Source organism: Actinoplanes sp. NPDC089786, assembly GCF_040684855.1.
Taxonomy (GTDB): domain Bacteria; phylum Actinomycetota; class Actinomycetes; order Mycobacteriales; family Micromonosporaceae; genus Actinoplanes.
Genome location: NZ_JBFBGU010000033.1, coordinates 11,257 through 36,778, shown reverse-complemented (window position 1 = coordinate 36,778; position 25,522 = coordinate 11,257). Strand labels below are relative to the sequence as shown.

The following is a 25,522-nucleotide window of genomic DNA, read 5'->3' as shown; positions in this document are numbered from 1 at the left end:
CTGGGCTGACGATCAGATCAAGATCGCGGCGAGGGTACGGAACGCGTCCGCCGGGAACGCGCCGGCATTGCCGCCGTTGAGCACCTGGATCGCCACCTCGTCGGCGCCCGCCTCGAAGTGCTTCTCGACGCCGGCCGCGACCTGCTCGGGCGTGCCCCACGGGATGAGCGCCTCGACCAGGCGATCGCTGCCGCCACCGGCGAGATCGTCGTCGGTCCAGCCGAACCGGCGCAGATTGTTGGTGTAGTTCGGCAGCGCGAGGTAGCCGGCCGTGTACTGCCGGGCGGTGGCCCGGGCCGAGCCGGCGTCCGGGTCGACGACCACCGCGACCTCGGGCGCGAGCAGCCGATCGGCGCCGAGGGCGGCGCGGGCCTCGGCGGTGTGCTCGACCGGCGTGAAGTAGGGGTGCGCGCCGGCCGACCGGTCGCGGGACAGCTCCAGCATGCGGGGGCCGAGGGCGGCCAGAACGCGCTGCGAGCGGGGGAGCCCGGCGTCATCGAGGGCGTCGAGGTACGACACCATCTTCGAGTACGGCTTGCGGTAGTCGATGCCCTTCTCCTCGACCAGCGGAGCGTGGCTGGCGCCGAGCCCGAGCAGGAACCGGCCCGGGTGATCGCGTTCCGCGTCCGCGGTGAACGCCGCCACCTCGGCCGGCGACGAGTGCCAGATCGACACGATCCCCGGGGCCACGCCGATGCGCTTGGTCCCGTCGAGGAGGTCCCGGAACCGTCGCGGAACATTCTCCCCGAACCCGGCCGAGAACCACAGCCGGGCGTAGCCGAGCTCTTCCAGCTCGAGCGCGGCGTCGAGGGCCGCGGCGGAGTTCTCCCCGGAGTTGAGGAACGGTTGCCAGACGCTGACGAGTCGTTGTGCCATACCTCGAACTTTACGATCGGCCCGGCGTGCATCCACCTTAATGGAAACGGTTACCATCTCCGGAAGCGAACGAAGGGGTTCCGGAAGATGGCGCATGTGTTGCTCGTGGAGAGCTGGGTCGGTGCGATGAGCCGCCTGCTGCCCGGTGCGATTCTCGAGGCGGGGCACGGGTTCTCGTTCCTCACCCGGGACCTGCACCACTACCTGCGGGACGCGCCGGCCGGGGGCGGGCACCCGCTGCTCGCGGCCCGCAACCTGCTCACCGCCGAGACCAACGACGTCCCGGCGCTGCTGGCGCACGTGGAGCGGCTGCACGAGGTGATCCCGTTCGACGGGGTGCTCACGTCGTGCGACTACTACCTCGAGACGGTCGCGCTGCTGGCCGGCCGGCTGGGGCTGCCGGGTCCGGATCCGGGGGCGATGCGTACGGCGTACCGGAAGGATCTGTCCCGCGCCGCGCTCGACCGGGCCGGCCTGCCGCAGCCCGGGTTCGCCCTGGCCGAGGGCTGGACCGAGGTGCTCCGGGCGGCCGAGCGGATCGGCTTCCCGCTGGTCCTCAAGCCGGTCGACCTGTGCGCCGGGCTGTACGTCCGGCAGGTGGCCGACCGGGCCGGGCTGCGGGCCGCCTTCGACGCGGTGGCGTCCTTCCCGGTGAACGCGCGGCGGCAGCCCCGGGTGCCCACGCTGCTGATCGAGGAGCTGATGACCGGCCCCGAGGTCAGCGTCGAGACGGTCACGGTGGACGGCACGACCCACGTCATCGGTGTCACCGACAAGAGCCTCGGCGGTACGACCGGCTTCGTCGAGACCGGACACATGTTCCCGGCCGCGCTGGACGCCGCGGACGCCGAGAAGACCGCGATCGCCGCCCTGGAGGCGGTCGGGCTGGACCGCGGCGTCGCCCACACCGAGCTGCGGCTGACCGCGGCCGGCCCGAAGGTGGTCGAGGTGAACCCGCGCCCGGCCGGCAACCAGATCACCGAGCTGGTCCGCCGGGTCACCGGCATCGACCTGCCGATGGTGTACGCCCAGCTGGCCATCGGCGAGACCCCCGACCTGACCCGCACGGACACCGGCGTCGGCAGCGCCGCCATCGCGTTCGTGCTGCCGCCCCGGGCCGGGACGGTCGAGGCGATCACGCCGTGGCCGGACGACGAGCGGATCGTCGACTCCACCCTCCGCGGCCCTGGTCACCGCGCCGGCGACGCGAGCAGCAACAACGACTACCTGGGGTACGTCATGACGGTCGACGAGCGGCCGGGAGCCGCACGGGCGACGGCCGACGCCCTCGCCGCGCGGGCCGAGGTGACCTACGCGTGACCACCCTTGACTCACTCATCGACGAGGTGCGGGACTCCCCGGTGGACCAGCGGGTCAGCGTCGCCTTCGTCACCCGGCAGGGCGCGCGGCACGCCGGACGCGGCCGCGCCTATCGGAACCACGTGCTCAGCCTGCGCGTCGGCGCCGCGGTCGGCTCCTGCGCGATCGAGCCGGGCGAGCTCGACGACGACATCGCCTACGACTGCGTCGGCGTACCCGTGAAGAAGCTCCTGTCACACGAGAACCGGGCGGTCCGGGTGGCGGCCCTCGACGCCGCGCTGATGGACACGCGGCCGCACGCCGAAGGCGCGATGACCATCGAACGGGGCACCTCGCTGGAGAAGTCCCGGCGGCGCGCCGCGGCCGTCGTCGACCTGCTTCCGCGTACCCGCACGGTCCTGGTCGTGGGGGTGGTCAACTCGCTCCTGGAGCAGCTTCGGCAGCGCGGCCAGGACTATCTGCCCTGTGACCACGCCGGCGGGGAGACCGAGTGGGGCGAGCCGTTCCTCCCCGACGCCACCGCGCTGCTCGACCGCTGCGACGCGATCCTGGCCTCGGGGATGACGCTCGGCAACGGCACCTTCGAACCGCTGCTCGCGCATGCCGCCGCCACCGGCAAACCGTTCGTGGCGTTCGCCCAGACCGGCAGCGCCGTCCTGCCCCGCTTCCTCGGCGCCGGCCTGTCCGCGGTCAGCGCCGAGCCCTACCCGTTCTTCTGGCTCGATGGCGGACCCACCACGATCTTCCGGTACGGGCTGAGCACGTGACCGCCCCGCAGCTGCTGAACCTGGTCGGCAACACCCCGATCGTGTTCGTCGACGCCCCGCTGCCGCACCCGCACCCGGGCTTCTGGGCCAAGGTGGAATGCGCCGCGCCCGGCGGCATGAAGGCGCGGGCGGCGGTGGCCATGCTGACCGGCGCGCGCTCACGTCGCTCATTGGTCGCCGGGGCCCCGGTCGTCGAGTCGACCAGTGGCACGCTCGGTGTCGGGCTGGCCTTCGCCGGGCAGGCCCTCGGCCACCCGGTGGTGCTGGTCGTCGACCGCGAGCTGGAGCCGTCGATGCGGGCGCTGCTGCGGGCCTACGGCGCCCGGCTCGAGATCGTCGACCGGCCACACCCGACCGGCGGCTGGCAGCAGGCGCGCCGCGACCGGCTGGCCGACGTGCTGGCGACCCTGCCCGGCGCCTACTGGCCCGATCAATACCACAACCCCGACAACCTGATCGGGTACGCCGGGCTCGCCGACGAGGTGGCCGCCCAGCTGGACGAGGTGGACGTGCTGGTGTGCAGCGTCGGCACCGGCGGCCACAGCGGCGGCCTGGCCCGGGCGCTGCGCCGGCACTGGCCGCGGTTGCGGCTGGTCGGCGTGGACACGGTCGGCTCGACGATCTTCGGACAGCCGGCCCGCTCCCGGCTGATGCGCGGGCTGGGCAGCAGCGTCTACCCGTCGAACGTCGACTATCCGGCGTTCGACGAGGTGCACTGGGTCGGCCCGGCCGAGGCGGTGGACGGGTGCCGGCGGCTGGCCCGGTCGGCCTTCGTCACCGGCGGCTGGAGCACCGGCGCGGTGGCCCTGGTCTCGGCGTGGATCGCCCGTACCCGGCCCGGCGCCCGGGTGGTGACCGTCTTCCCGGACGGGCCGCACCGCTACCTCGACACGATCTTCGACGACGACTGGTGCACGGCCAACGGGCTGCTCGGACCGGCCCGCGGGCATCCGGTGGAGATCCCGCACCCGCGGGCGGTCGAGGTGACCCGGTGGAGCCGCTGCCGGACGATCATCAATCCGGCGCCGGCCCGGCGCATCTCGGCCTGAGGTCGGGCTCGAAGTGCGTACGCCCTCCCTACTTCTTCTTTCTGGCGGGCGCGGCCGGTGGCTGCCCGAGCCCCTTGGCACGGTCAATGGTCGGGTCGGTCTCGGCCCGCAGGGCGTCGGCGAGCGCGCCGTCCTTCTGCGCGGCGGCGTCCTCGTTCTGGCCCTTGCTGATCACGAACTCGTGGGTGACGCCGGCGACCTCGATGAACCGGAACAGGTCGGCCACCACCACGTCGGGCGACGGGAACCAGCCCCACGGCGCCGGAACCCTGTTGATCGCCTTGGTCAGGGCCTTGTCAGCGGCCCGGTAGGCGCTGTCGTAACTCTGGCCCTTCGCGAAGTAGGCCCGGAACTTCGGGGTGGCCGCGATCGCCGCCTTCACCACCTGCCGCTGAGCCTCGGCCGCCTCCGCCTCCGCCTTCAGCGCGTCGGCCGCCTTCTGGGCGTCGCCGGGCTGCTGCGCGTCCCCGGCCTTCGGCTTGTCGGCCGGCTTCGGTGTCGTGTCCACGATCAACTTGGCCAGGGTGTTCACGTGACCGATGGCCCACTCGGTGACCTTTCCGATCGCCTCGGCGTCGAACATGACCACCATGTCGGCCGGCGTCGGCGTCGCCTTGGGGTCCGCCGTCTTCGCCTCACCCCGGCCGAGATTGCCGGCGACGTCGTACCCGCCGCCGCTGTGGCCGGTCTGGATGAGCGAGTAGTTCGTCACCCCGCTCAGCTCCGGCACCTTGCTGAACACGTCCTTGAGGTAGTCGAAGGTCGGCAGGTCGCCGAAGTCGGACGTGCCCCGGCCCTGCGCCAGCACGGCCACGACCACCGGTTCCTTGGGCGTCCGGGCCGCGCGTTCCTTGCCGACCGCGCCCATCTGCTGTTCCCAGTGCTCCTGGTCGACGTCCCGGACGGTTCCCTTCCTGGCGACCGACGAACGTCCCGTGGCGACCAGATACCCGGCGTACGGGTCGGTGCCGCCCCGGAACCCCCACCCGTGGAAATGCAGCACCACCTGCACCGGCGTGCCCTCGGCGAGCTTCGCCGACGGCATGATGACGACCGCCATGCGATCGGGGCTCTCCTTGGTCATCGACTTCTCGGAGCTGTCCTCACCCTCGGGATGGTTCTTCGTCGGGTACGAGCCCGCGAAGCCACCCTTCACGCCGTACTTGAGACCGTGCACCTCCCGTCGGATCAGCCCCTCGGCGTCGAAGGTGTGGCCGGCGTCGGAGGTGTATCTCCCCGGGTCATCCTTCTCGTCCAGCGGCTTGCGCTGCACCATGCGCGTGACGGCCGCGTTCCCGCCGAGCCGCTGGAGCCGCATCAGCGGATGCTCGTGGTCACGGCGCTCAACCGGGCGGTCGGCCCCGGCCTGTGGGAGGAGCGGCTCGAACCAGGGCCGGCGCTCCACTACTGGCTCGCCTTGTGAGCGGTCCGAGCGTCGTGGATCTTGGCGCCCTCGCCCGTGCGGAGGTCGAAGTGCATCAGGTCCTTGGTGCCGGCGTACTCGCCGCCCCAGTACAGCCCGGCGCCGGCCAGAGCCATCACCACCGACTCCTGGAAGTCCATGAAGCCCTTCTCCGGCGAGGTGTGGCCCTTGAAATCGGCGCTCTTCGTGATCGCCGTGTGATCCTTCTCGATCTGCTTCACCCAGCCGGCCTCGTCGGTCGGCTCGCCCTTGGCCGCGGTGTGCCCCGCGATCGCCGCGCGGAGCGCCTCCCGGTTCTCGTCCTTCCGGAAGGAGAGGTACGTGACCAGCGCGCTCGAGGCGGCGGTCAGCTTGTCGAACGACTGCTTGGCGCTCCCGAGGCTGGTGAGGATGTCCACCGGCGCGTTGCCGACCAGGCCGCTCGCCCGCTTGATGACGGCCCGGCCGACCTTCTTGTCGGCGTTGCCCAGGTACGGGTTGCCGGCGTAGTTCAGGTCGACCGCCAGGCCGAAGGTGTGCATGCTGATGCTCGTACCGCCGACCGCCGCCTTCGGCACGCGCATGTCGCTGGCGTGGTCGGCCATGCCCAGCTTCTTGCCCAGGGCGACCGGGTCGAGCTTGTCCGGGTTCGCCGTGGTGTCGGCCACCAGGGTGTCCTCGGCGCGCTGCAGGGCCTCGGCCATGTGCTTGTGGACGCGCACCTTGACGTTGAGGAACTTGCCCGACCGGACGTCGCCGTACCAGCCGTCGACGGTGTGGCCGGCCGCCTTGAGGATCAGCTCGACGTCCTGGTGCCTCAGCGCCCGCTGGGCCGGCTTCATCCGGGCGCCGACCTTCGGCAGCGACTCCTTCAGATCGGCCATCTCCTTGGCGTCCGCCTCGGAGAGCTCACCCTTCTTCCGCTTGGCCGCCTTCTCGGCCTTGACCAGCTCGGCCAGCCGCTTCTGGCCCTCGTCCCAGGTCTTGGCGTCCGCCTTCCGCTCCTCCGGGGTCTGCGCGGCGATGGTGTCCAGGTGGGCCTGTGTGACCTTGTAGTCACCGGCGGCCCCGGCCGCCTTCCACCCCTTGGGGGTCGCCGCGGTCGCCGTCTTCCCCTTCTCCACCGTGGCCGGCGCGCCGGCCGCCGTCGGAGCGGGCGCCGGTGCTTTCGTCGCCGGAGCGGGTGCCGGGGCCGGTCCCTTCGTCGCCGGAGCCGGGGTGGTGGTCGGAATCGCCGGCTGCGCCTTACTCCCGGTGGCCGCGGGCGCGGCGGGCCGGTCGATCCTCGGGTCGAGCGAGGCGCGCAAGGCGTCGGCGATCGCGCCGTCCTCCTCCTTGCCCTTGGTGCCCTTGCTGATCAGGGACTCGTGGACGGTGCCGGCCACCGGCACGATCCGGAACAGGTCCGACACGGTCACCTCGGCCGACTGCGTGGCGTACGGCTCGGGAATCTCGGCGATCGCCTTGCTGATCAACCCGGCCGCCGTGGTGTGCGCCGCGGCGTACGAGCCGCGGTCGCTCTTGGGCACGTAGTACGCCCGCAGCTTCGGGGTGGCCAGGATGGCCGCCTGCGCGTCGGCCGGCCGGCCCGCCTTCAGGGCCGCCCGGATCTCGGTGTTCAACCGGGCGATGTGGGCCAGCGCCCATGACGCGATGCCGAGAATCTTGTAGCTCTTGTCGTCCTTGCCCTTCTTCGTGACGTCGAGCATCGCGATCGCGTCGAGCATCACGATCATGTCGGCCGGCTGGGGCGCCGCCTGGCCCGCCTTCGCCGCCGGCAGCTTGCCCCGGTCGGCCGTCGCGGCCTGACCGCCGTGCACGGCCTTGCGCAGTGCGCCGCCACCGCCACTGTGGCCGGTCTGGATCAGCGAGTACTGCTTGACGCCGCTGAACTCCGGCACCTTGCTGAGCACGTCGGCGATGTAGTCGAAGGTCGGCACCTCACCGAAGTCGGACTTGCCGCGGCCCTGCGCGAGGATCGTGACGATCGACGGCTGAGCCTTGTCGGCCGCGACGCCGGTGTTGGCCGCGGCCCGTTCCTTGCCGACCTGCCCGGTCTGCTGCTCCCAGTGCTCCTGGTGGTAGTCGCGGGTCTTGCCGGCCTTGGAGGTGGCGAAGCCGGCGTACGGATCGCCGTTCCGGAAGCCGTAGCCGTGGAAGTGCAGGATCACCTGGACCGGTCCGCCGCCGAGCTTCTCCGGGAAGATCACGACCGCCGAGTGCTCGGGCTTCTGTGCCGTCTTCTCCGCCTCGAAGCTCTTGTCGTCCTTCCCGTCGCCGTACTTGCCCTGCCAGCCGCCCTTCAGCCCGTACTTGAGGCCGGTCACGCGGCGGCGGACGACACCCTCGTCCTTGAGGTGGACGTCGTCCTGTTTGAAGTTGGGCTTGTCACCGGGCGCGCGCTGGACCAGCCCGGCGACCGCCTGGTTGCCGGCCGCACGCTGGAGCCGCAGCAGCTGATGGGCCGGCCCGTTCCTCGCGGGCGCCGGTGGGCGTGACGTGGCGCCGCCGGATCGGCTTGGTAAACCCGAGACCTTCACTCGTCGCATCCTTCCGGCCGCCGGCGTTCCGGGGAACCGTCCCCACGGGCACCCCATGGTGCACGGCGACCTGCACGATCGGGTGTCGGCTACCTGACGGTCCATGGTCACCTTCCGGCACCGGCCGGCCGGGCGGGTGACGGAACTGGTCACCGCGGCGACCGCTCGTCCGCCGTGTCGTTCCCGGCCTCGGCGCCGGCCACCCTCCTCGGGGTCCGGCCTCGTCACGCGGCGGGCCGCCGGCTAGGGCGCGTCAGGGGCGGAGATGACCACCGAGCAGACGGGAAGTCGGTGGGTGGTCTGGGTGTTGGCCAGCCACAGCTCGATGCCGGTGTGGTCGATCTCCAGGGCCAGTTCCCGGTCGGTGATCGGGTGGCCGGCCTCGATCAGGGCCTGGCGGGTCTCGTCGAACTGGCCCGGCATCAGCGTGACGCCGGCGAAGGTGACCTGGTCGGCGCGCACGATGACGATGCGCTCGGCCCGATCGTCCGGTGAGTAGCGCACGACGAGGCCGTCGTCCCAGAAGAGGTCCTCCCGCGATGCGGTCGAGGCCGCCGGGGGCGCGGTGGTCATGCCGGAGTGCAGGCGCCGGCGGACGTCGGAGCGGTGGTCGCCCAGGGTGACCAGGCCGATGCCTCGGCCGGGGGTGACCGCATGGGATGTCACCGGGTCGGTGGTCGCGCCGCCGTCGGTCCAGATGATCTCGTCGCCGGACCGGCCGGGCGCGACGACGGTGACGATCTCGATCACCTGGTCGTCGTCCTCGTCCCAGGTCGTGGTCATGGCGACGGTGTCGTCGGCGAAGGACCAGCTGCCCTCCTCGAACTGGGCCGGTTCGACGCCGATGGCTCGCAGGGCCTCGCCCACCTCGGTCACCGGGCCCGCCAGGCGCACGCCGCGGAAGGTCGCCAGCGACGGGAGGTTGATCTCGATCAGGTAGAGGCCGTCGGCCGGGTCACAGGTGAGCATGACCGGGCCGTAGGTGTCGGTCAGGTCGGCCGAGTAGTTCGCCCGGCGGAACGGCTGGGACGGGCCGAACCGGTCGTGCAGGGCCGAGCGGGCGGTGCCGAAGCGGAGCGGACCGGCGCCTTCGCCCGGCACGATCTCCCAGGGGTCGTTGAACACGGCGGTGAGCGTACGGCCATCGTGATCACCCCGGCCGTGCTGGGCCATCACCTCACGCGAACGTCGCGTTCACGGCCTGTAGGCCCGCCTACGTCGCGGTGTGTCACGGGTCGGCGGTGTCTGCGGTTGGGGACCTCGTCGGGCGTACCCATCTGGGGTTGAGAAGAGGGACTAGCCTGGACCGATGATTGGCGTGCTGGCTCGGATCGCTGCCGCGGCCGCGGGTGCCCTCGCGGGGGCGGCTGTCGCGAAGGAACTGGACAAGCCCGATGAGACGCGGGACTGGCACGGCGACATCGCCGGGGTTCCGTACGACTTCCGGACGCCCAGCGTGGACAAGCTGCGCCGGGCGGCCTGGGATCCGGAGAACCCGAACGTGGTCGGGCCGCCGGCGTTCGGCCTGGGGTGGAGCATCAACCTGGCGCGGATCGCGGCGATGGTGCAGCCGGTCGTCAGCGGGCCGGTGGCGGACGGCCCGCACGAGCTGCCGGCCGGTCCGAAACCGCAGCTGCCGGCCGCCCCGGAACCGGAACTGCCGGCCGCACCGAGATCGGACCCGCCGCCGGCCCCGTGATCAGGCCCGGTGCCACTTCTGGTTGGCGAAGCCGTTGCAGGTCCAGATCTGCAGCGGCGCGCCGTTGGACGCGTTCCAGCCGCCGATGTCGACGCACTTGTTCGACTGCGGATTGACCAGGTCGCCGGCCCCGGACAGGACCCACCGCTGCGCGCCGCTGTTGTTGCACGTGTAGATCTGCACGGCGGTCATGTCGGCGCTGGAGCCGCCGGCCACGTCGACACACTTGCCGCCGATGTGGATGGTGCCGTCGGCCGCGAAGGTGAACCGCTGCATGGGGCCGTTCCAGCAGTCCCAGACGATCAGGCGGACCCGGTCGGAGTAGTCGCCGTTGGGGACGTCGACGCACTTGCCGTGCCAGTCGCTGACGATCATCGTGGTCGGCTCGGCCGGCGGGGGAGTGGTGCCGCCGGCGTTGCTGTGGAACGTGACCGTGAAGCCGGTGCACTCCTTGCAGTTGTACATCACCTGGTTGCCGGGCTCGGTGTCGTGTTTCGACCAGCTGTACGCCCGCGGGCACGCCGCCTTGATCGCCTGGCTGTAGTCGGTGACGGCGTCCCGGTTCGGGTTCGTGCACACCATCGGACGGCCCTGCGAATCCCTGGTCAGGTATGCCGGCGGGCACGCGTCGAGCATCGGTTTGGCGCATCCGGCGGTGGCGCAGTACTGCGAGCCGGGCTGGGGCGGCGGCGCCCCGGTCGGCGTGATCGTGATCGGCAGCGAGACCGCGTTCACGTAGCTGACGTCGTACCAGGGCGCGCCCCACGGGTCGGCCGGGTCGAAGTTGAACTCGGCCAGGCTGGCCGGCTGCTCCCCGTGCACGCAGTGGTCCTCGGCGGTGCCGCAGTCGCCGACCGCGCAGTGGAACGTGCTGCCGGGGGTGCCCGTGCAGCCGGTCCGGGCGAAGAACTTGCCGCGCCAGTGGTTGGGGTAGCTGTTCTCCGGGATGGTGATCGTCCCGGTCTGGCCGGGCTCGAGGATCGGGAGGTGGGCGTAGTTGACCGACTCGTCGGAGTTGACCGTGCTGCCGACCCAGATCTTCTGGTCGCTGGCGTTGACGAAGGTGACCGTGTGTTCCGGCGCGAGGCTGAAGCCCATGATCGAGGCGGCCCCGAGGACGAGTGCTGCGAGCAATCCGACACGCATGGTGACAGCGTATCGATGAACGCCGATATGTGAAGCGTCACCTTGACTTTGATCGGCACGCGACGTGCAATATATTGCATGTCACTGGACGATTTCCCGCGCTACCCGCTGCTGTTCGGCCCCAGCCCGATCCACCCGCTGGACCGGCTCAGCGGCCACCTCGGCGGCGCCCGCGTCTGGGCCAAGCGTGAAGACGTCAACAGCGGCCTGGCCTTCGGCGGCAACAAGACGCGCAAGCTCGAATACCTGCTGCCCGACGCGCTCGCCCAGGGCGCCGACACGCTGGTCAGCATCGGGGGCGTGCAGTCCAACCACACCCGGCAGGTCGCGGCGGTCGCGGCGAAGGCCGGCCTCAAGGCGGTGCTGGTGCAGGAGAGCTGGGTCGACTGGCCCGACCCGGTCAACGACAAGGTCGGCAACATCCTGCTCTCCAGGATCATGGGCGCCGACGTACGCCTGGTCCGCGACGGCTTCGGCATCGGCTTCAAGGACAGCTGGCGCCAGGCGCTCGACGACGTGATCGCGGCGGGCGGTGTCCCGTACGCCATCCCGGCCGGCGCCTCGGACCACCGGCTCGGCGGGCTCGGGTTCGCCAACTGGGCCTACGAGGTCGAGCAGCAGGAGCGTGAGCTGGGCATCTTCTTCGACACGATCGTGGTCTGCAGCGTCACCGGGAGCACCCACGCCGGCATGATCGCCGGGTTCGCGGGCCAGGACCGGCGCCGTCGCGTCCTCGGCATCGACGCCTCGGCCAAGCTCGCCGAGACCACCGACCAGGTGGCGCGCATCGCCCGCAACACCGCCGAGCTGATCGGCCTCGGGCGCGACCTGCGCGACGACGAGATCACCGTGCTGCCCGGCTGGGCCGGCGACCGCTACGGCATCCCGGTCGACTCCACGATCGAGGCCATCCGGCTGACCGGCCGGCTCGAGGGCATGATCATCGACCCGGTGTACGAGGGCAAGTCGATGGCCGGCCTGATCTCCCTGATCCAGCAGGGCGAGATCCCCAAGTCCTCCACCGTCCTCTACGCCCACCTGGGCGGCCAGCCGGCCCTGAACGCGTACAGCGGTGTCTTCTCCTGACCCACCTGTGTTGCCTATAGGTGCGCAGAGCAGCTCTGCGCACCTATACGCAACACCTGGGAACCATGGTCATCCGGGAGACGACTATGGTCACGGGGGTGTCCATGGGGGAGCGTGCGCAATACGTCCGCCGGTGCAGCGTCGCGAGGCGCCGCCCGGTGAGGTCGCGCGCCCGGTTGATCGTGCGGCACACCCCGGACGGGACGATCCTCACCGTACGGCGGCGCGAGGTCACGCCAACGGGTGAAAGGCGCCGGCTCTCGCCGTACTTGATGGTCCTGATCGCGTTGTTGATCATGGTGGGCAGCGTGGCCGCCCTGCGCACCGGCGTGAGCCGCGACCTGGCCCCGCCGACCGGTGACTGCCCGGTCCGCACCTCGGCCGTCACCTCCACCGAGGGGCACACGCTGCGCCTGCGCGCCGAGCCGTCCCGCGGCGGAAGCTCGCTCGTGCACCTGTGCGCCGACCCGTCGACCGGGCCGATCCGGCACTGGACGATCACCGCCTTCCCGGGCGCCACCGAGGTCGCGGCGGTGCAGCCGGTCGGCGAGCGGCTGGCCCTGGCCGTCGTGCCGATGCCATCCGGCCGGCCGCTGGACCTGACCGTCGACCTGATCACCACGGCCGGCGCCTGGCTCCGCTTCTCCTGCGGCCTCAGCGCGCCCGACTGATCGTCACCGCCGGGCCGGCGTGGTTGTCCGCTTCTCGGGCGGGCTCACCGCGGGCCGGCGTGGTTGTCTGTAGGCATGTTTCGCTTCTCGCCGGGCCGCGGCCCCGCCGTCGCCGCGCAGGGAATGGTCGCCAGCAGCCAGACGCCGGCGACCCTGGCCGGACTCGAGATGCTCCGGGCCGGTGGGTCGGCGGCCGACGCGGCGATCGCGGCGGCCGCGGTCTGCTGCGTGGCCGAGCCGATGTCCACCGGGATCGGCGGGGACGCCTTCGCCATCGTCTGGGACGGGAACGAGGCCACCGGGCTCGACGCGGCCGGCCCGGCGCCACGCGAGGCGAGTCCGCTGCCGGTGCCGGTGCGCGGGCCGAACGCGGTGGACGTTCCCGGGGCGGTGCGCGGCTGGGCGGCGCTGAGCGAGCGGTACGGGCGGCTCGGCCTGGACACCTGCCTGCGCCCGGCGATCGACCTGGCCGAACGTGGGGTCGCGGCCGGCTTCCACTGCGCCGACGCGTGGCGGACCACGGAACACGCGCCCAAGGAGTTCGGCGCCGCGCCGAGGACGGGTGAGGTCTACCGGCTGCCGGAACTCGGCGCCACACTGCGGGCGATCGCCGAGGGCGGTCCGGACGCGTTCTACCGGGGGCGGGTCGCGGCCGCCATCGCCGGGGCGAGCTGGCTCACCGAGGGTGACCTGGAGGCGTACCGGCCACGCTGGGTGGATCCGATGCGCGTCACCTACCGCGGTGTCGAGGTTCTGGAACTGCCGCCGCCGACCCAGGGGGTGGTCGCCCTGGAGGCGCTCGCGCTGCTCGGCGGCCCCGGCTTCGACGAGCAGGTCCGGGCCGTCGCGCTCGCCCTCGAAGATGCTTTCGCGTACGTCCGGGACGACGCCGACGTGGCCCACCTGCTGTCACCGGAGCACCTCGCCGCGCGTACCCGGGAAACCGCGCGACTGGCCCGCGAACCGCAAGGTGGCACCGTCTATCTCTGCACGCTCGACGCGGACGGCATGGCCGTGTCGTTCATCCAGAGCCTGTACGAGAACTTCGGCTCGGGCATCGTCGCGCCCGGCACCGGCGTGGTGCTGAACAACCGGGCCGAGGGCTTCGGGGTGGCCGGCGAGGTCACGCCGGGCAAGCGGCCGTATCACACGCTGATGCCGGGCCTGCTGCTCGAACACGGACGGCTGCGCGGCCCGTTCGGCATCATGGGCGGCTTCATCCAGGCCCAGGCGCACGTCCAGTACGTGACGTCGGTGGTCGACGACGGCCTCGATCCGCAGGCGGCGCTGGACCGGCCGCGGTTCCGGATCGAGCCCGACGGCGTACGGCTGGAGGAGGGCCACTGGCCGCGGGCCGAGAGCCTGCGCGCGGCCGGGCTGACCGTGATCGAGGATCCCGACCGGGGCATCTTCGGCGGCGGTCAGGCGATCGAGATCCGGGACGGCCGCATCCTGGGCGGCTCCGACCCGCGCAAGGACGGCATGGCCGCCGGCTGGTGATCTTGTCGTGCGATTTTCGCGCGCGCACCGCCGCCGTCCGTCGCTGAGGTTGCCTGACGTACGTCGGGAGGCTTACCTTCTGGGAGCGCTCCCATCGATGTACGTGAAAGGACCGCCCGTGAGACAACCCGCTCGTACGGCCATCCTGGCGACCGTCCTCGCCTGTGCCGGAGCCGTCCTGACCAGCGGGGTCGCCGAAGCCGGCACCCTGACCGGTGAGTTCTACCGCGAGCCCGACACGCCCGTCGCCCGCTGGGTGGCGGCCAACCCGGGCGACGCGCGCACCGCCGCCATCCGGGACCGGATCGCCTCCCAGCCGGCGTCGCATTGGCTCTCGAACTTCAACCTCAACACCATCGAGACCGAGGTCGACGGGTACGTGGACGCCGCCTCCGCCGCCGGCAAGGTGCCCGTCCTCACGCTCTACGGCATCCCGAACCGCGACTGCGGCGGCGCCAGCGCGGGCGGGGCGCCGGACCTGGCCACGTACCAGACCTGGGTGAACCTGATCGCCCGCGGCCTGGCCGGGCGCACCACCGTGATCATCCTCGAGCCCGACTCGATCGCGTTGCAGACCTGCCTCAGCGCGAGCGAGATCACGGCCCGCGACCAGGCGTTGCACACGGCCACGAGGACGCTGCGCGGGGCCGGCGGCAAGGTCTACCTGGACGCCGGGCACTCCACCTGGAACTCCGCCACCGAACAGGCGAACCGGCTGATCGCGGCCGGGATCGCGGACGCCGACGGCTTCTACAGCAACGCGTCGAACTTCAACTCGACGGCCAACGAGGCCGCCTTCGGCCGGGCGGTCATCGCGGCCCTGAACAGCCGCGGCGTCACCGGCAAGCGGCAGGTCATCGATACCAGCCGCAACGGCGGCGCGGCCGGCGACTGGTGCGGCGACGACAACACCGACCGGCGCGTCGGCCCGGCGCCGACCACGGCCACCGGGAGCGCCGACATCGACGCGTACGTGTGGATCAAGCCGCCCGGCGAGGCCGACGGATGCCGGTACGCGGCCGGCTCCTTCCAGCCCGACCTGGCCTTCAGCCTGGCCGGTTCGTCCTCGTCGCCGCCGCCCACGCCGGGCGCCTGCGCCGCGACCTACGAGACCACGTCGACCTGGAACGGCGGCTTCCAGGGCCAGGTCACGGTGACCGCGGGCAGCACCGCGCTGACCGGCTGGCGGGTCACCTGGACGCTCGGCAGTGGACAGTCGATCGGCCAGGTCTGGGGCGGTCGCCTGTCGGCGTCCGGTTCGGCGGTCACCGTCACGAACGAGTCGTGGAACGGCGCCCTCCGGCCCGGCGCCACGGCCCAGTTCGGGTTCGTCGCCACCGGGCCCACGTCGAGCCCGGCGCTCAGTTGCTCGTGAGGATGCAGCCGACCTGCTCGGCGTGACCGACGGTCGACCCATGCGGCGCGTCCCCGGACTGGGGGATCGCCGCATGGGTATGCAGTGGGTCACCCGGTGGGGTGGGGCGCGACGAACGTGCCGCGCCCCACCACGGTCGTCACCAGACCGCGCTCGCGGAGCAGTTGGATCGACTTGCGCGCGGTGCCGCGGGCGACGTCGTATTCCTGCACCAGCCGATTCTCGGAGGGGATCGGCCGGTTCGGTAGGAGCTCACCCGACTCGATGCGTGTCTGAACCGCGTCCGCCACCTGCACATACAGCGGCACGGGCCCGTCATGGTCGATCACCCGGCGAACATCTCACGCCCAGGCCGACCGTGGTCGACAAAGGGGAGCCATGGTGAACCATGGACAGGCGGGGTGAACCGCGGTAGGTTCGATGGTGCGCCGCAACCGCATTGGCCGGTTGCCAGCCACGCCCGGCGTCCTCAATGGACGCCGGGCCGGTGGCTCTGGTTAGCGCAACATCCGTCGGCGCAGCCGCTCCCGGTTGTCGGTCTCCCGCAGCAGGCGTCGCCGCGCCAGGCGTCGCGGCCCTCCTTGACCGCCACGGCGGCGATGACCAGGGCGGCGATCGGGTCGGCCCAGGTCCAGCCGAACAGCGCGTTCAGGCCGAGACCGACGAGCAGGACCGCCGACAGGTACGTGCAGAGCAGCGTCTGCTTCGAGTCGGCGACCGCGGTGCGGGAGCCGAGCTCACGGCCGGCCCGGCGCTGGGCGTAGGACAGGCCCGGCATCACCGCGAGCGACACCGCGGCCAGGGCGATCCCGGCGTACGAGTGATCGGCCTCGGCGCCGCCGGCCAGGGTGCGTACCGAATCGACCACGACGTAGGCGGCCAGCGCGAAGAACGAGACCGCGATGATCCGCAGAGCCGTCTTCTCCCGGGCTTCCGGGTCGTGACCGGCGAACTGCCAGGCGACCGCGGCCGCCGACGACACCTCGATGACCGAGTCGAGGCCGAAGCCGATCAGCGCGGTCGAGCCCGCGGCCCGCCCGGCGCCGATCGCGATCACCGCCTCGACGACGTTGTAGGCGATCGTGGCCGCGACCAGCAGCCGGATGCGACGAGCCAGCAATGCTCGCCGGGCCTCACCGGGCCCCGCGGGCGTCAGGGGGATCAGCGGCAGGCTCATCAGCAGCAGCCCTGGCCGGCGGAGTCGGCGCACGCCGCCGGGTCGACCGCGAGGACCAGCCCGAGCAGGTCGTCGAGCGCGTGCCGGATCCGGACGTCGGCCAGCTCGTACCGGGTGCGGCGGCCCTCGGGCGCGGCCACCACCAGGCCGCACCCGCGCAGGCAGGTCAGGTGGTTGGAGAGGTTCTGCCGGCTCACGCCGAGCAGGTCGGCCAGCTCGGCCGGATAACCGGGCGCATCGCGCAGGGCGAGCAGCAGCCGCGCCCGGGTCGCGTCGGAGAGCGCGTGCCCGAACCGCGCCAGAACCTGCCCGTACGTCGCCGTCTCCACCCGGCCGACAGTACAGCGCACGATGTACTGAGAGAAGGGGTCAGCCGTCGTGATCGGCCGCGGTCGGCGTCATCGTTGCCGGGCCAGAGCGCGGCGGGCGGCGACGATCGTGACCGCGACCAGCGTGGCGAACACCGGCCCGGTCGCGGTGTGCGCGACCGCGAGCACCGCGGTGTCGCCACGGCCGTAGAAGACGACCTGCACGGCGGCGTTGACGCTGTTGATGCCGATGGCCGTGGCGGTGGCGGTCAGGTGAACCCGGCGCAGGGCCCGGTGGTGGTGCCAGTCGCGGGGACTGCCGGTGACCCGGTTGAGGATCACGGCCCGGCCAACCGCCGGGCCTTCCGCACCCTCCTGCGCATCGGCTCCCACGTGCCGGTCCTCCAGCGCAAGATGTTCGGCCCGGTCGTCAGCCCAGCTCCTCGGCCAGCCCGACGATGATGCCTTCCGGCCCCCGGACGTAGCAGAGCCGATAGACGTCCTCGAACCGCTCCACGTCGCCCACCAGCTCGGCGCCGTGCGCGCGCAGCCGGGCGAGGACGTCGTCGATGTCGTCGACGGCGAACATGACGCGCCGGAGGCCCAGCGTGTTCGTCGGAGCGTCGGCCGGCTCGGACCTGATCGCCTTCGGCGTATGGAACCTCGCCAGCTCGATCCGGCCGGGGCCGCCCGGGATCCGCAGCATGGCGACGTCCTGCCGCACGTCATGCACGCCGATCACCCGCTCCACCCATCGTCCTTCGACCGGGCCTCGGCCCTCCAGCTCCATGCCGAGCTCGACGAAGAACGCGATGACAGCGTCGATGTCCTCGACAACGATGAGAACGTTGTCCATCCGCTTGACGGCCATGCTCTGCCTCCCTGGCGTGGTGCGGCCGAAGTGGCCGCTCCATCCCTGGGACGAAGCCACCGGCCCGTTCTCGACATGCGGCGGAGGCGGAGCCGATCGTCTACTGAGCCAGCAGCGATCCCGAGCGTTCGACGGCCAGGTAGGGGTTCAGGTGGGGGTGGCGGCTGCCCACGGCCACGTCGCGCCAGAAGCGTTGCAGGGGATTGCTCATGTGGAAGCCGCTCGAGCCGTGCAGGTCGAGCATCAGGTCGGCCGCGGCGCGGCAGTCGCGGGCGGCGTCGGCCAGGTCGACGTGCAGGCGGACGTCGTCGTCGGGGTCAGGGGGCGGTCGGCGTCGATCTCGGTGGCGATGCCGAGCATGGTGCGGTCGGCGCGCTGCGCCAGGTGGGTGGCTTCGGTCAGCCAGTACCGTGCGCCGGGGGAGCCGCCCATTCTGGCGTACGCGCTCATGAAGGGTTTGCGGCCGGAGGCGAACATCCGGGTGATCGTGTCGAGGGCGCCGAACGTGGCGCCGACCACGGGGGCGAGCACGGTGAGCCCGAAGAGCAGCATGGCGGCCAGCGTGTCGATCATGACTCCACCCCAGCACCGCGGGCGCGGCGGTGCCATGCGCGTTCCGCCCGATTTCATACGCGTCGCTACCATGCGGTCGATGGACATGATCACCGCGGCGATCGGCAGCGCCCGGATCGGCCGGGCCAACGGCCGCCGCATCCGGCAGTCCGGCGCCTGGGGCGTGCGGTTCCCGCCGGTCGCCGCGCTCGGCTTCCACGTCCTGCTCAGCGGCGAGGGCTGGCTGATCACCGCGGCCCAGGAGCCGGCCCGGGTACGCGCGGGCGACATCGTCTTCACGGCCGCCGGCACCGATCACGGGCTGGCCCACGCCCCATGCCGCCTGGGCGACCTGCTGCCGATCGAGCTGGGTGAGTTCCCGCCGGCCGACGGGCCGTGCGACTGCGAGTTCCTCTGCGCCGCGTACGCCATGGACCCCGGCCGCGCCCCGGCCCAGCTGCGCCACCTGCCCGGCGTGACCGCCCTGACCCCGGACGGCGACCCGGGCCTGCGGGCGGTCGTCGAGATGTTGCGCGCCGACCTCACGTCGCCCGGGCCCGGCACCGAGGCCGGCCGCTCGGCCCTGCTCGACCTGATGATCGTCCACATCCTCCGCCAGCTGCGGGCCGACTGGCCGCTGTCCGCCGCGGCCCGGCGCGTCGGCTACGCGACCGAGTTCGCCTTCGCCGCCGCCTTCCGCCGCCGCCACGGGGTTCCGCCGGGGCGTTTCCGCAGTTCAGCGGCCTGAATTCGGGTCGCCGAACGGGTGACGCAGCGCGACCGCCCGACCCCGGAAAGCTGTCCCGCCGGTACCGCCGAGTACTGAGAGGACTCGATGTATCGTCCTGCGGGTGACTGATCCGCTGCGCCCGGGTGATCCGGCCGAGCTCGGCGGCTACCGGCTGCTCGGCCGGCTCGGCCAGGGCGGCATGGGCGCCGTCTACCTCGGTCAGGGCGCCGACGGGCGGCTGGTCGCGGTCAAGGTCATCCGGCCCGAGTACGCGTCCGACCCCGAGTTCCGCGGCCGGTTCCGCAGCGAGGTGAACCGGGCCCGGCAGGTGCCACACTTCTGCACGGCCGAGGTGCTCGACGCCGACCCCGACCACCCGACGCCCTACCTGGTGGTCGAGTACGTCGACGGGCCCAGCCTGGCCAAGGTGATCGCCGACCAGGGCCCGCTCACAGCCGGCAACCTGCACAGCGTGGCCGTCGGGGTGGCCACCGCGCTGGCCGCCATCCACGCCGCCGGCGTGATCCACCGCGACCTCAAGCCGGCCAACGTGCTGTTCGCGCTGGGCACGCCGAAGGTGATCGACTTCGGTATCGCCCGGGCGTTCGAGGTGACCAGCCAACATACGCGTACGGACCAGATGGTCGGCACGGTCGCCTACATGGCCCCGGAGCGCTTCGACACCGACCACCGCACGCCGGTGGGCCCGGCCGCCGACGTGTTCGCGTGGGGCGCCGTGGTCACGTACGCGGGCATCGGCCGCACCCCGTTCCAGGCCGACTCGCCCGCCGCCACCGCAGCGCGCATCCTGACCCAGCCGCCGGAGCTGACCGGGCTGCCCGCCTCGCTCCAGCCGGTGGTGGCCCGCACCCTGGCCAAGGACCCGCGCGAGCGGCCCAGCGCCCACGAACTGCTCGACCTGCTGCTCGACGTCGACCCGAGCGAGGCCACCCAGGTGGTACGCCCGGAGCTGCTGCGGGTGGCCCAGGAGGCGCGCCGGCGCACCCGGCCGGTCAACAAGCTCCGCCGCGCGCTGGTGGCCGCCGCCGCGGTGCTGGCCCTGGTGGCCGGCGGCCTGCTCGCCGCGCATTCCTTCGCGCCGCAGATCTCCGAGGCGCTGGGCGCCGAGCCGGCCGCCCTGCGGAGCGACACCGCGGTCCTGGCGCCGTCGCCGACACCGGCCAGGAGCCGGGTGATCCGAGGCCCGTCGATCTTCGACCGGCTCGACCGGCCGGGGCAGTGGCGGACCAGCCGGCAGGCCGCCGGCCGGTGCGAGTTCGCGAACGACCGGCTCGAGGCAAGCACCGGCGACTCGAACTGGTTCGCCTGCCCCGGGCCGACGGACACCTTCGCCGGGGACCAGTCGGTGGCCCTGGACGTGTCGATCCTCGGTCGCGGCGCCTGCGCGGCCGTCTGGTTCCGGGTGGTCGAGGACAACGGGTACCAGGTGCTGGTCTGCCCGGCCGAGGTGCGGGCCGGCCTGGACAGCGGCGGTGAGGTCACCGGCGAGGTCAAGGCCGCGATCCCGGCGGTCGAGCTGGGCCACGCGCGCCGGATCGAGATCACCGTGACCGGTCAGCAGGCGTCGGTGTACGTGGACGGCATCGTCAAGCTCACCTTCCCGGTCGACGAGCCGTTGCTGGCCGCCGGGCGGGTCGAGCTGGGCCCGTACAACGACGACCTCGATAGCGGCGACCCCTTCAAGGTCGCCTTCGCCAACGTGGAGGTACGGACGCTGTGAAGCGTGCCCTGGTCGCTCTCGCCCTCGTCGCCCTGGCCGGCGGTTGTGGCACCGCCACACCCGGCGGCGCGCCGGCCGGCCCACCGCCGTCCGCGGCGGCCCCGAGCAGCGCGCCGCCCAAGAGCGCCGCGCCGGCGAGCAGCAAGGCCGCCCCGGCCTTCGCCGACCTCACCCAGGGCAGCGCGAAGACCGTGGTCAAGATGTACTCGTTCGACGCCGACAACTCGGCCGCGGTGGTCGAGCCGATCGACTTCAAGACCGCTGTGTGCGCGGCCGACGCCCCGGACTGCAACCGGGAGTGGGACACCGAGGACAGCCGCAGCAAGGTCACCGTGCCGCTGGCCGAGAAGCCGAAGTACTTCACCTGGCAGGACGACAACGGCGATGTCTGCCTGAAGAAGCCGGAGGACGGCGGCACCTGCCCGATGAAGGAGAAGGCGTTCGCCGACTGGATCAAGGAGAACCCGGGCGAGATGGTCGCGATCACCACCGACAACGGCGAGATCGTCCGGGCGGCCCTGGTCTACGTGCCCTGAACCGCGGCGCGGACGGTCTCGATCGAGGCGGCCACGTCGTCGGCGTTCGTGGCCCAGTTGCTCACCGAGATGCGGGTGACGGCCCGGCCGCGCCACCGGGAGCCCGACATCCACACCGTGCCCGAAGTTACCAACTGGTCGGTAAGAGCGTGGGTGGCGTCGTCGTCGGCCATCGCGAAGCAGACCTGGGTGAACGCGACATCGTTGAGGATCTCGACGCCGGGCAGGGCGCCGATGCCCTCGGCCAGCGCCCGAGCATTGGCCACCAGACCGTCGACCAGCTCGGCCACGCCGTCGCGGCCGAGCGACCGCAGCACCGCCCACACCGGCACACCGCGGGCGCGGCGGGAGAACTCCGGGGTGACCTCGACCGGGTCGGGCGGGCCGGCCGCGTCGGCCGCGTTGATCATGTACGCGGCCCGGACCCCCATGGCGGTACGCAGCGCCTCCGGGCGGGTCACGATCGCGACGCCGCAGTCGTACGGGACGTTGAGCGTCTTGTGCGCGTCGGTGGCCAGCGAGTCGGCGGCGGCGACCCCGGCGGTCAGGTGGCGCAGCGCCGGTGAGGCGGCGGCCCAGAGGCCGAACGCGCCGTCCACATGCACCCAGGCGCCGCGCGAGTGGGCCAGCTCGATGGCCGGCCCGAAGTCGTCGAAGGCGCCGGAGTGCAGGTTGCCGGCCTGCAGGCAGACGATCACCGGGCGGTCGCCGGCCCGGTCCAGCGCCTCGGTGAGCGCGTCGACCCGGATCCGGCCCTGCTCGTCGGCGGCGACCGCGGTCGGCCGCCCGAGCCCGAGGTAGCGCAGGGCCAGGTCGATCGTGTCGTGCCGTTCCGCGCCGACCAGGACGCGCAGCGGCGGCGCCCCGATCAGGCCGTCCGCGGCCAGGTCCCAGCCCCGGTCGGCGAGCACCTGGTGGCGGCCGGCGGCCAGCCCGGTGAAGTTGGCCATGGTCGCGCCGGTCACGAAGCCGACCGCCGACCGGGACGGGAGTCCGAGCAGGTCGAGCAGCCAGTCGCCGGCCACCGCCTCCAGCGCGGCGGTGGCCGGGGTGACCGCCCGCAGGGCCGTGTTCTGGTCCCAGGCGCTGGTCAGCCAGTCGGCGCCGAGCGCGGCCGGGTGCACCCCGCCGATCACCCAGCCGTAGAACCGGCCGGAGTTCATGCCCATCAGGCCCGGCTCGGCGGTCTCGGCCAGCAGGTCGAGCACCGTGGCCGGGTCGGTCGGTCCGGCGGGGAGATCGGCGAAGGCCGCCGTCAACGAGTCGAAGGAGGCCCGGGGCGGGATGGGCCGCGTGTTGCGCTGCGCGAGCCACTCACGCGCGCGCTGCGAGGCGATCTCTAATGCGTCCACTCCGGCACGATACGAGGGCGCTCGAGGCCGTAGTGCTCGCGCAGCGTGTTTCCCGAGTATTCGGTCCGGAAGAGTCCCCGCTCCTGGAGGATCGGCACGACCTCCTCGACGAATCGTTCGAGTCCGGAGGGCAGCACCGGCGCCATGATGTTGAAGCCGTCCGCCGCCCCGTTCACGAACCAGTGCTCGATCGCGTCGGCGACCTGCACCGGTGTGCCGGCGAAGGTCCGGTGCCCGCGGCCGCCGCCGAGGCGCCCGATCAGCTGCCGCACGGTCAGCCGTTCCCGCCGGGCCAGCTCGACGATCAGCGTGTAGCGGCTCTTCGCGCCCTCGATCTGCTCCTCGTCCGGCAGGTCGGCGGGCAGCTCGCGGTCCAGGCTCAACGAGGCGGGGCCGACCTGGAGCGTCTGGGCGAGCTGACGCAGCGCGTACTCGGGTTTGATCAGCCGGTCGAGCTCCTCCTCCAGCGCGAGCGCCTCCGCGGGTGTCGCGCCGATCGCCAGGACGATGCCGGGCAGGATCTTCACGGTGTCCGGGTCGCGCCCATTCATTAAAACGGAACGTTTGAGGTCGGCGTAGAAGGCCTGCGCCTCCTCGAGCGTCTGCTGCGCGGTGAACACCGCGTCGGCGTACCGGGCGGCCAGCTCCTTGCCGTCGGCCGACGACCCGGCCTGGACCAGCAGCGGGTGGCCCTGGGGCGAGCGTGGCACGTTGAGCGCCCCGGCCACCTTGAAGAACCGGCCCACGTGCGACGGCGGGTGCACCTTGGTGTCGTCGCCCCAGACGCCGGAGTCCTTGTCGCCCAGCGGCGCGTCGTCCTCCCAGCTGTCCCAGAGCTTGCGGGCCACGTCGATGAACTCGGCCGCCCGCTCGTACCGGTCGCGGTGCGACGGCAGCTCGTCCAGGTTGAAGTTGCGGGCCGCGTCCACCCCGGCCGTGGTGACCACGTTCCAGCCGGCCCGGCCGCCGCTGATGTGGTCGAGCGACGCGAACCGGCGGGCCAGGTTGTACGGCTCGTTGTAGGTGGTCGAGGCGGTGGCGATCAGCCCGATGTGCTCGGTGGCGCCGGCCAGCGCGGTCAGCAGCACGGTCGGCTCCAGGCCACCGGCCGGACGGCGGCCGATGCTGTTCCAGAGCACCGGGCTGTCGGCCAGGAACAGCGAGTCGAGCTTGCCGCGCTCGGCGATCCGCGCCAGCTCCACGTAGTGCCGGACGTCCACGTGCGCGAACGGGTCGCTCTCGGGCAGCCGCCACGCCGCCTCGTGGTGCCCGACGGTCATCAGGAAGGCGTTCAGGTGAAGCTTTCTTCTCGAAGAGCTCATGCGGTCACTCCCAGGGCGCGAAGCAGAAGATCACGAACATCAGGAACGGCCGGGCGTACGTCCAGAGCGATCCGCCCGGCGTCCAGCACCACGATCCGGTCGGCCAGCGCGATCGCCTCGTCGACGTCGTGCGTGACCAGCAGGACCGTGGGCGTGTGCCGGCGGCAGAGGTCGCGCAGCAGGCCGTGCATCTTGAGCCGGGTCAGCGCGTCCAGCGCGCCGAACGGCTCGTCGGCCAGCAGCAGTTGCGGCGCGCCGACCAGCGACCGGGCCAGCGCCACCCGCTGCTGCTCGCCGCCGGAGAGCTGGTTCGGCCAGGCGCGTTCGCGCCCGCTGAGACCGACCTCGGCCAGGGCGTCGATCCCGCGGGTACGCGCGTCCGGCGCCCGATGGCCGAGGATGACGTTGTCCAGCACCCGGCGCCAGGGCAGCAGCCGCGAGTCCTGGAAGACGACCGACACCCGCGACGGGATGCGCAGCCCGCCGTCGCCCTCCACGTCGTAGTCGAGCCCGGCCAGCGCCCGCAGCAGCGTGCTCTTGCCCGAGCCGCTGCGCCCGAGCAGGGCCACGAACTCGCCGTCGACGATGCTCAGGTCGAGCCGGTCGAGCACCACGTGCTCGCCGAAGCGGCGGGTCAGGGTTTGGATTTCGACCGCCGAGGTCAGCTGGTCAGCGTGCGGCGCCATGAGAGCACCCTCCGTTCCAGAAGCCGGAGCAGGGTGTCGGACACGAACCCGAAGACGCCGTAGACCAGCAGGCCGACCACGATGACGTCGGTCTGCGCGTACAACTGGGCCTGCGACATCATGTAGCCGACGCCGCTGAGCGCGTTGATCTGCTCCACGGTGATCAGGATCAGCCAGGAGAACGTCACCGACAGGCGCAGGCCGACGAAGAAGCCGGGCAGCGCGCCGGGGAACACGACGTGCCGCAGGAACTCCCACCGGGTGTAGTTCTGCACCTCGGCGAGCTCGACGTAGCGGTGGTCGATGCCGGTCAGCCCGGCGTACACCTGCACGTACATGTAGACCGCGGCGGCCAGCGCGATGGTCACCACCTTGAACGTCTCGCCGATGCCGAGCCAGAGGATCAGCAGCGGGACCAGGCCGATGGTGGGGATGGCCCGCTTGATCTGGACCGGCCCGTCGATGATCGACTCGCCGATCCGGCTGATCCCGGACGCGACCGCCAGCGCGGTTCCGGCGGCGCCGCCGATGACGAAGCCGAGCGCCGCGCGCTGCAGCGACGCGAGGATGTTCTGCTGGAGGTCGCCGGAGACGATCAGGTCGGCGGCGGTGCTGAACACGGTCCACGGCGCGGAGAGCATCCGGGGGTCGAGCAGGCCGGTCGCCGAGGCGATCGACCAGATCACGATCAGCAGCAGCGGGCCGGCGGCCCGGCCGTACGGGATGGGCCGGCCGGGGCCGAGCCGCCGGCGGCGGATGGGCCCGGCCGCCACCGGGGGAGCGGTGGCGGCACGGGACGACGTGGTCAGGGTCATG

At 72.2% G+C, this 25,522-nt stretch carries 26 protein-coding genes; 11 read left to right on the top strand and 15 right to left on the bottom strand.

The window, feature by feature from the left end; genetic code table 11:
• Positions 1-12: 12 nt before the first annotated feature.
• Positions 13-876, bottom strand: coding sequence for a TIGR03620 family F420-dependent LLM class oxidoreductase (locus AB0O15_RS44010; protein WP_364332756.1), 864 nt, complete (start codon positions 874-876; stop codon positions 13-15).
• 87 nt (positions 877-963) lie between these two features.
• Here AB0O15_RS44010 and AB0O15_RS44005 point away from each other — a divergent pair, with 87 nt between their 5' ends.
• Genes AB0O15_RS44005 through AB0O15_RS43995 form a run of 3 tightly spaced genes read left to right on the top strand, consistent with a single transcriptional unit; the run spans position 964 to position 4,012 of the window.
• Positions 964-2,196 (top strand): ATP-grasp domain-containing protein, encoded by a 1,233-nt coding sequence (locus AB0O15_RS44005; RefSeq protein ID WP_364332753.1) that lies wholly within the window; start codon positions 964-966, stop codon positions 2,194-2,196.
• Positions 2,193-2,963 carry a DUF364 domain-containing protein gene (locus AB0O15_RS44000; protein ID WP_364332750.1) on the top strand — a complete coding sequence of 257 codons (771 nt, stop codon included), beginning with the start codon at positions 2,193-2,195 and terminating at the stop codon, positions 2,961-2,963. The genes AB0O15_RS44005 and AB0O15_RS44000 overlap by 4 nt, the downstream gene beginning before the upstream one ends.
• A complete protein-coding gene (locus AB0O15_RS43995; RefSeq protein WP_364332747.1) occupies positions 2,960-4,012 on the top strand; it encodes a PLP-dependent cysteine synthase family protein in 1,053 nt (350 codons plus the stop codon). The genes AB0O15_RS44000 and AB0O15_RS43995 overlap by 4 nt, the downstream gene beginning before the upstream one ends.
• Positions 4,013-4,040: 28 nt before the next feature.
• Here the strand turns inward: AB0O15_RS43995 and AB0O15_RS43990 are convergent, their stop codons facing one another.
• The 3 genes from AB0O15_RS43990 to AB0O15_RS43980 form a co-directional block, all read right to left on the bottom strand.
• The gene (locus AB0O15_RS43990) at positions 4,041-5,330 is read right to left on the bottom strand and encodes a hypothetical protein (RefSeq protein WP_364332744.1); all 1,290 of its coding nucleotides are present in this window, start codon (positions 5,328-5,330) and stop codon (positions 4,041-4,043) included.
• A gap of 86 nt (positions 5,331-5,416) precedes the next feature.
• Positions 5,417-7,954 carry a hypothetical protein gene (locus AB0O15_RS43985; protein ID WP_364332742.1) on the bottom strand — a complete coding sequence of 846 codons (2,538 nt, stop codon included), beginning with the start codon at positions 7,952-7,954 and terminating at the stop codon, positions 5,417-5,419.
• A gap of 243 nt (positions 7,955-8,197) precedes the next feature.
• Positions 8,198-9,079: a hypothetical protein gene (locus AB0O15_RS43980; protein WP_364332739.1), complete on the bottom strand. Its 882-nt coding sequence runs from the start codon at positions 9,077-9,079 to the stop codon at positions 8,198-8,200.
• Between the two features lie 184 nt (positions 9,080-9,263).
• Between AB0O15_RS43980 and AB0O15_RS43975 the strand changes: the two genes are divergently transcribed.
• Entirely contained in the window at positions 9,264-9,653 is a 390-nt protein-coding gene (locus AB0O15_RS43975) for a hypothetical protein (protein ID WP_364332736.1), read from the top strand.
• Here AB0O15_RS43975 and AB0O15_RS43970 read toward each other — a convergent pair whose 3' ends face one another.
• Positions 9,654-10,799, bottom strand: a complete 1,146-nt coding sequence (locus tag AB0O15_RS43970; RefSeq protein WP_364332733.1) for a thaumatin family protein — start codon at positions 10,797-10,799, stop codon at positions 9,654-9,656.
• 78 nt (positions 10,800-10,877) lie between these two features.
• On the opposite strand from AB0O15_RS43970, the gene AB0O15_RS43965 reads away from it, so the two are divergent.
• The 4 genes from AB0O15_RS43965 (at position 10,878) to AB0O15_RS43950 (ending at position 15,431) form a co-directional block, all read left to right on the top strand.
• A complete protein-coding gene (locus AB0O15_RS43965) occupies positions 10,878-11,885 on the top strand; it encodes a 1-aminocyclopropane-1-carboxylate deaminase (protein WP_364332730.1) in 1,008 nt (335 codons plus the stop codon).
• Between the two features lie 158 nt (positions 11,886-12,043).
• On the top strand, positions 12,044-12,556 hold the full coding sequence (locus AB0O15_RS43960; protein WP_364332727.1) for a hypothetical protein: 513 nt from the start codon (positions 12,044-12,046) through the stop codon (positions 12,554-12,556).
• Between the two features lie 75 nt (positions 12,557-12,631).
• Positions 12,632-14,056 carry a gamma-glutamyltransferase gene (locus AB0O15_RS43955; RefSeq protein ID WP_364332724.1) on the top strand — a complete coding sequence of 475 codons (1,425 nt, stop codon included), beginning with the start codon at positions 12,632-12,634 and terminating at the stop codon, positions 14,054-14,056.
• A gap of 118 nt (positions 14,057-14,174) precedes the next feature.
• Positions 14,175-15,431 (top strand): glycoside hydrolase family 6 protein, encoded by a 1,257-nt coding sequence (locus AB0O15_RS43950; RefSeq protein ID WP_364332721.1) that lies wholly within the window; start codon positions 14,175-14,177, stop codon positions 15,429-15,431.
• Between the two features lie 89 nt (positions 15,432-15,520).
• Here the strand turns inward: AB0O15_RS43950 and AB0O15_RS43945 are convergent, their stop codons facing one another.
• The 6 genes from AB0O15_RS43945 to AB0O15_RS43920 form a co-directional block, all read right to left on the bottom strand.
• Complete coding sequence (locus AB0O15_RS43945) at positions 15,521-15,760, bottom strand: GntR family transcriptional regulator (RefSeq protein WP_364332718.1); 240 nt, start codon at positions 15,758-15,760, stop codon at positions 15,521-15,523.
• A 140-nt stretch (positions 15,761-15,900) separates the two neighbouring features.
• The gene (locus AB0O15_RS43940; RefSeq protein ID WP_364332715.1) at positions 15,901-16,608 is read right to left on the bottom strand and encodes a cation transporter; all 708 of its coding nucleotides are present in this window, start codon (positions 16,606-16,608) and stop codon (positions 15,901-15,903) included.
• Positions 16,608-16,937, bottom strand: a complete 330-nt coding sequence (locus tag AB0O15_RS43935; RefSeq protein WP_364332712.1) for a metalloregulator ArsR/SmtB family transcription factor — start codon at positions 16,935-16,937, stop codon at positions 16,608-16,610. Before AB0O15_RS43935 ends, AB0O15_RS43940 begins: the two co-directional genes overlap by 1 nt.
• Positions 16,938-17,006: 69 nt before the next feature.
• Entirely contained in the window at positions 17,007-17,309 is a 303-nt protein-coding gene (locus AB0O15_RS43930) for a DUF3159 domain-containing protein (protein WP_364332709.1), read from the bottom strand.
• 37 nt (positions 17,310-17,346) lie between these two features.
• On the bottom strand, positions 17,347-17,787 hold the full coding sequence (locus tag AB0O15_RS43925) for a VOC family protein (protein WP_364332706.1): 441 nt from the start codon (positions 17,785-17,787) through the stop codon (positions 17,347-17,349).
• Positions 17,788-17,887: 100 nt separating this feature from the next.
• Positions 17,888-18,376 carry a hypothetical protein gene (locus tag AB0O15_RS43920; protein WP_364332703.1) on the bottom strand — a complete coding sequence of 163 codons (489 nt, stop codon included), beginning with the start codon at positions 18,374-18,376 and terminating at the stop codon, positions 17,888-17,890.
• Between the two features lie 63 nt (positions 18,377-18,439).
• Between AB0O15_RS43920 and AB0O15_RS43915 the strand changes: the two genes are divergently transcribed.
• From AB0O15_RS43915 to AB0O15_RS43905, 3 genes are all read left to right on the top strand, one after another.
• Positions 18,440-19,087 (top strand): cupin domain-containing protein, encoded by a 648-nt coding sequence (locus AB0O15_RS43915; protein ID WP_364332701.1) that lies wholly within the window; start codon positions 18,440-18,442, stop codon positions 19,085-19,087.
• 103 nt (positions 19,088-19,190) lie between these two features.
• On the top strand, positions 19,191-20,810 hold the full coding sequence (locus AB0O15_RS43910) for a serine/threonine-protein kinase (RefSeq protein ID WP_364332698.1): 1,620 nt from the start codon (positions 19,191-19,193) through the stop codon (positions 20,808-20,810).
• Positions 20,807-21,346: a hypothetical protein gene (locus AB0O15_RS43905; RefSeq protein ID WP_364332695.1), complete on the top strand. Its 540-nt coding sequence runs from the start codon at positions 20,807-20,809 to the stop codon at positions 21,344-21,346. The genes AB0O15_RS43910 and AB0O15_RS43905 overlap by 4 nt, the downstream gene beginning before the upstream one ends.
• Here the strand turns inward: AB0O15_RS43905 and AB0O15_RS43900 are convergent.
• Genes AB0O15_RS43900 through AB0O15_RS43885 form a run of 4 tightly spaced genes read right to left on the bottom strand, consistent with a single transcriptional unit; the run spans position 21,334 to position 25,521 of the window.
• Positions 21,334-22,698: an aminotransferase class V-fold PLP-dependent enzyme gene (locus AB0O15_RS43900; RefSeq protein WP_364332692.1), complete on the bottom strand. Its 1,365-nt coding sequence runs from the start codon at positions 22,696-22,698 to the stop codon at positions 21,334-21,336. The genes AB0O15_RS43905 and AB0O15_RS43900 overlap by 13 nt on opposite strands.
• A complete protein-coding gene (locus AB0O15_RS43895; RefSeq protein ID WP_364332689.1) occupies positions 22,686-24,020 on the bottom strand; it encodes an LLM class flavin-dependent oxidoreductase in 1,335 nt (444 codons plus the stop codon). The genes AB0O15_RS43900 and AB0O15_RS43895 overlap by 13 nt, the downstream gene beginning before the upstream one ends.
• Complete coding sequence (locus AB0O15_RS43890) at positions 24,017-24,706, bottom strand: ABC transporter ATP-binding protein (protein WP_364332686.1); 690 nt, start codon at positions 24,704-24,706, stop codon at positions 24,017-24,019. The genes AB0O15_RS43895 and AB0O15_RS43890 overlap by 4 nt, the downstream gene beginning before the upstream one ends.
• Positions 24,682-25,521, bottom strand: coding sequence for an ABC transporter permease (locus tag AB0O15_RS43885; protein WP_364332683.1), 840 nt, complete (start codon positions 25,519-25,521; stop codon positions 24,682-24,684). Before AB0O15_RS43885 ends, AB0O15_RS43890 begins: the two co-directional genes overlap by 25 nt.
• Position 25,522: the final 1 nt, after the last annotated feature.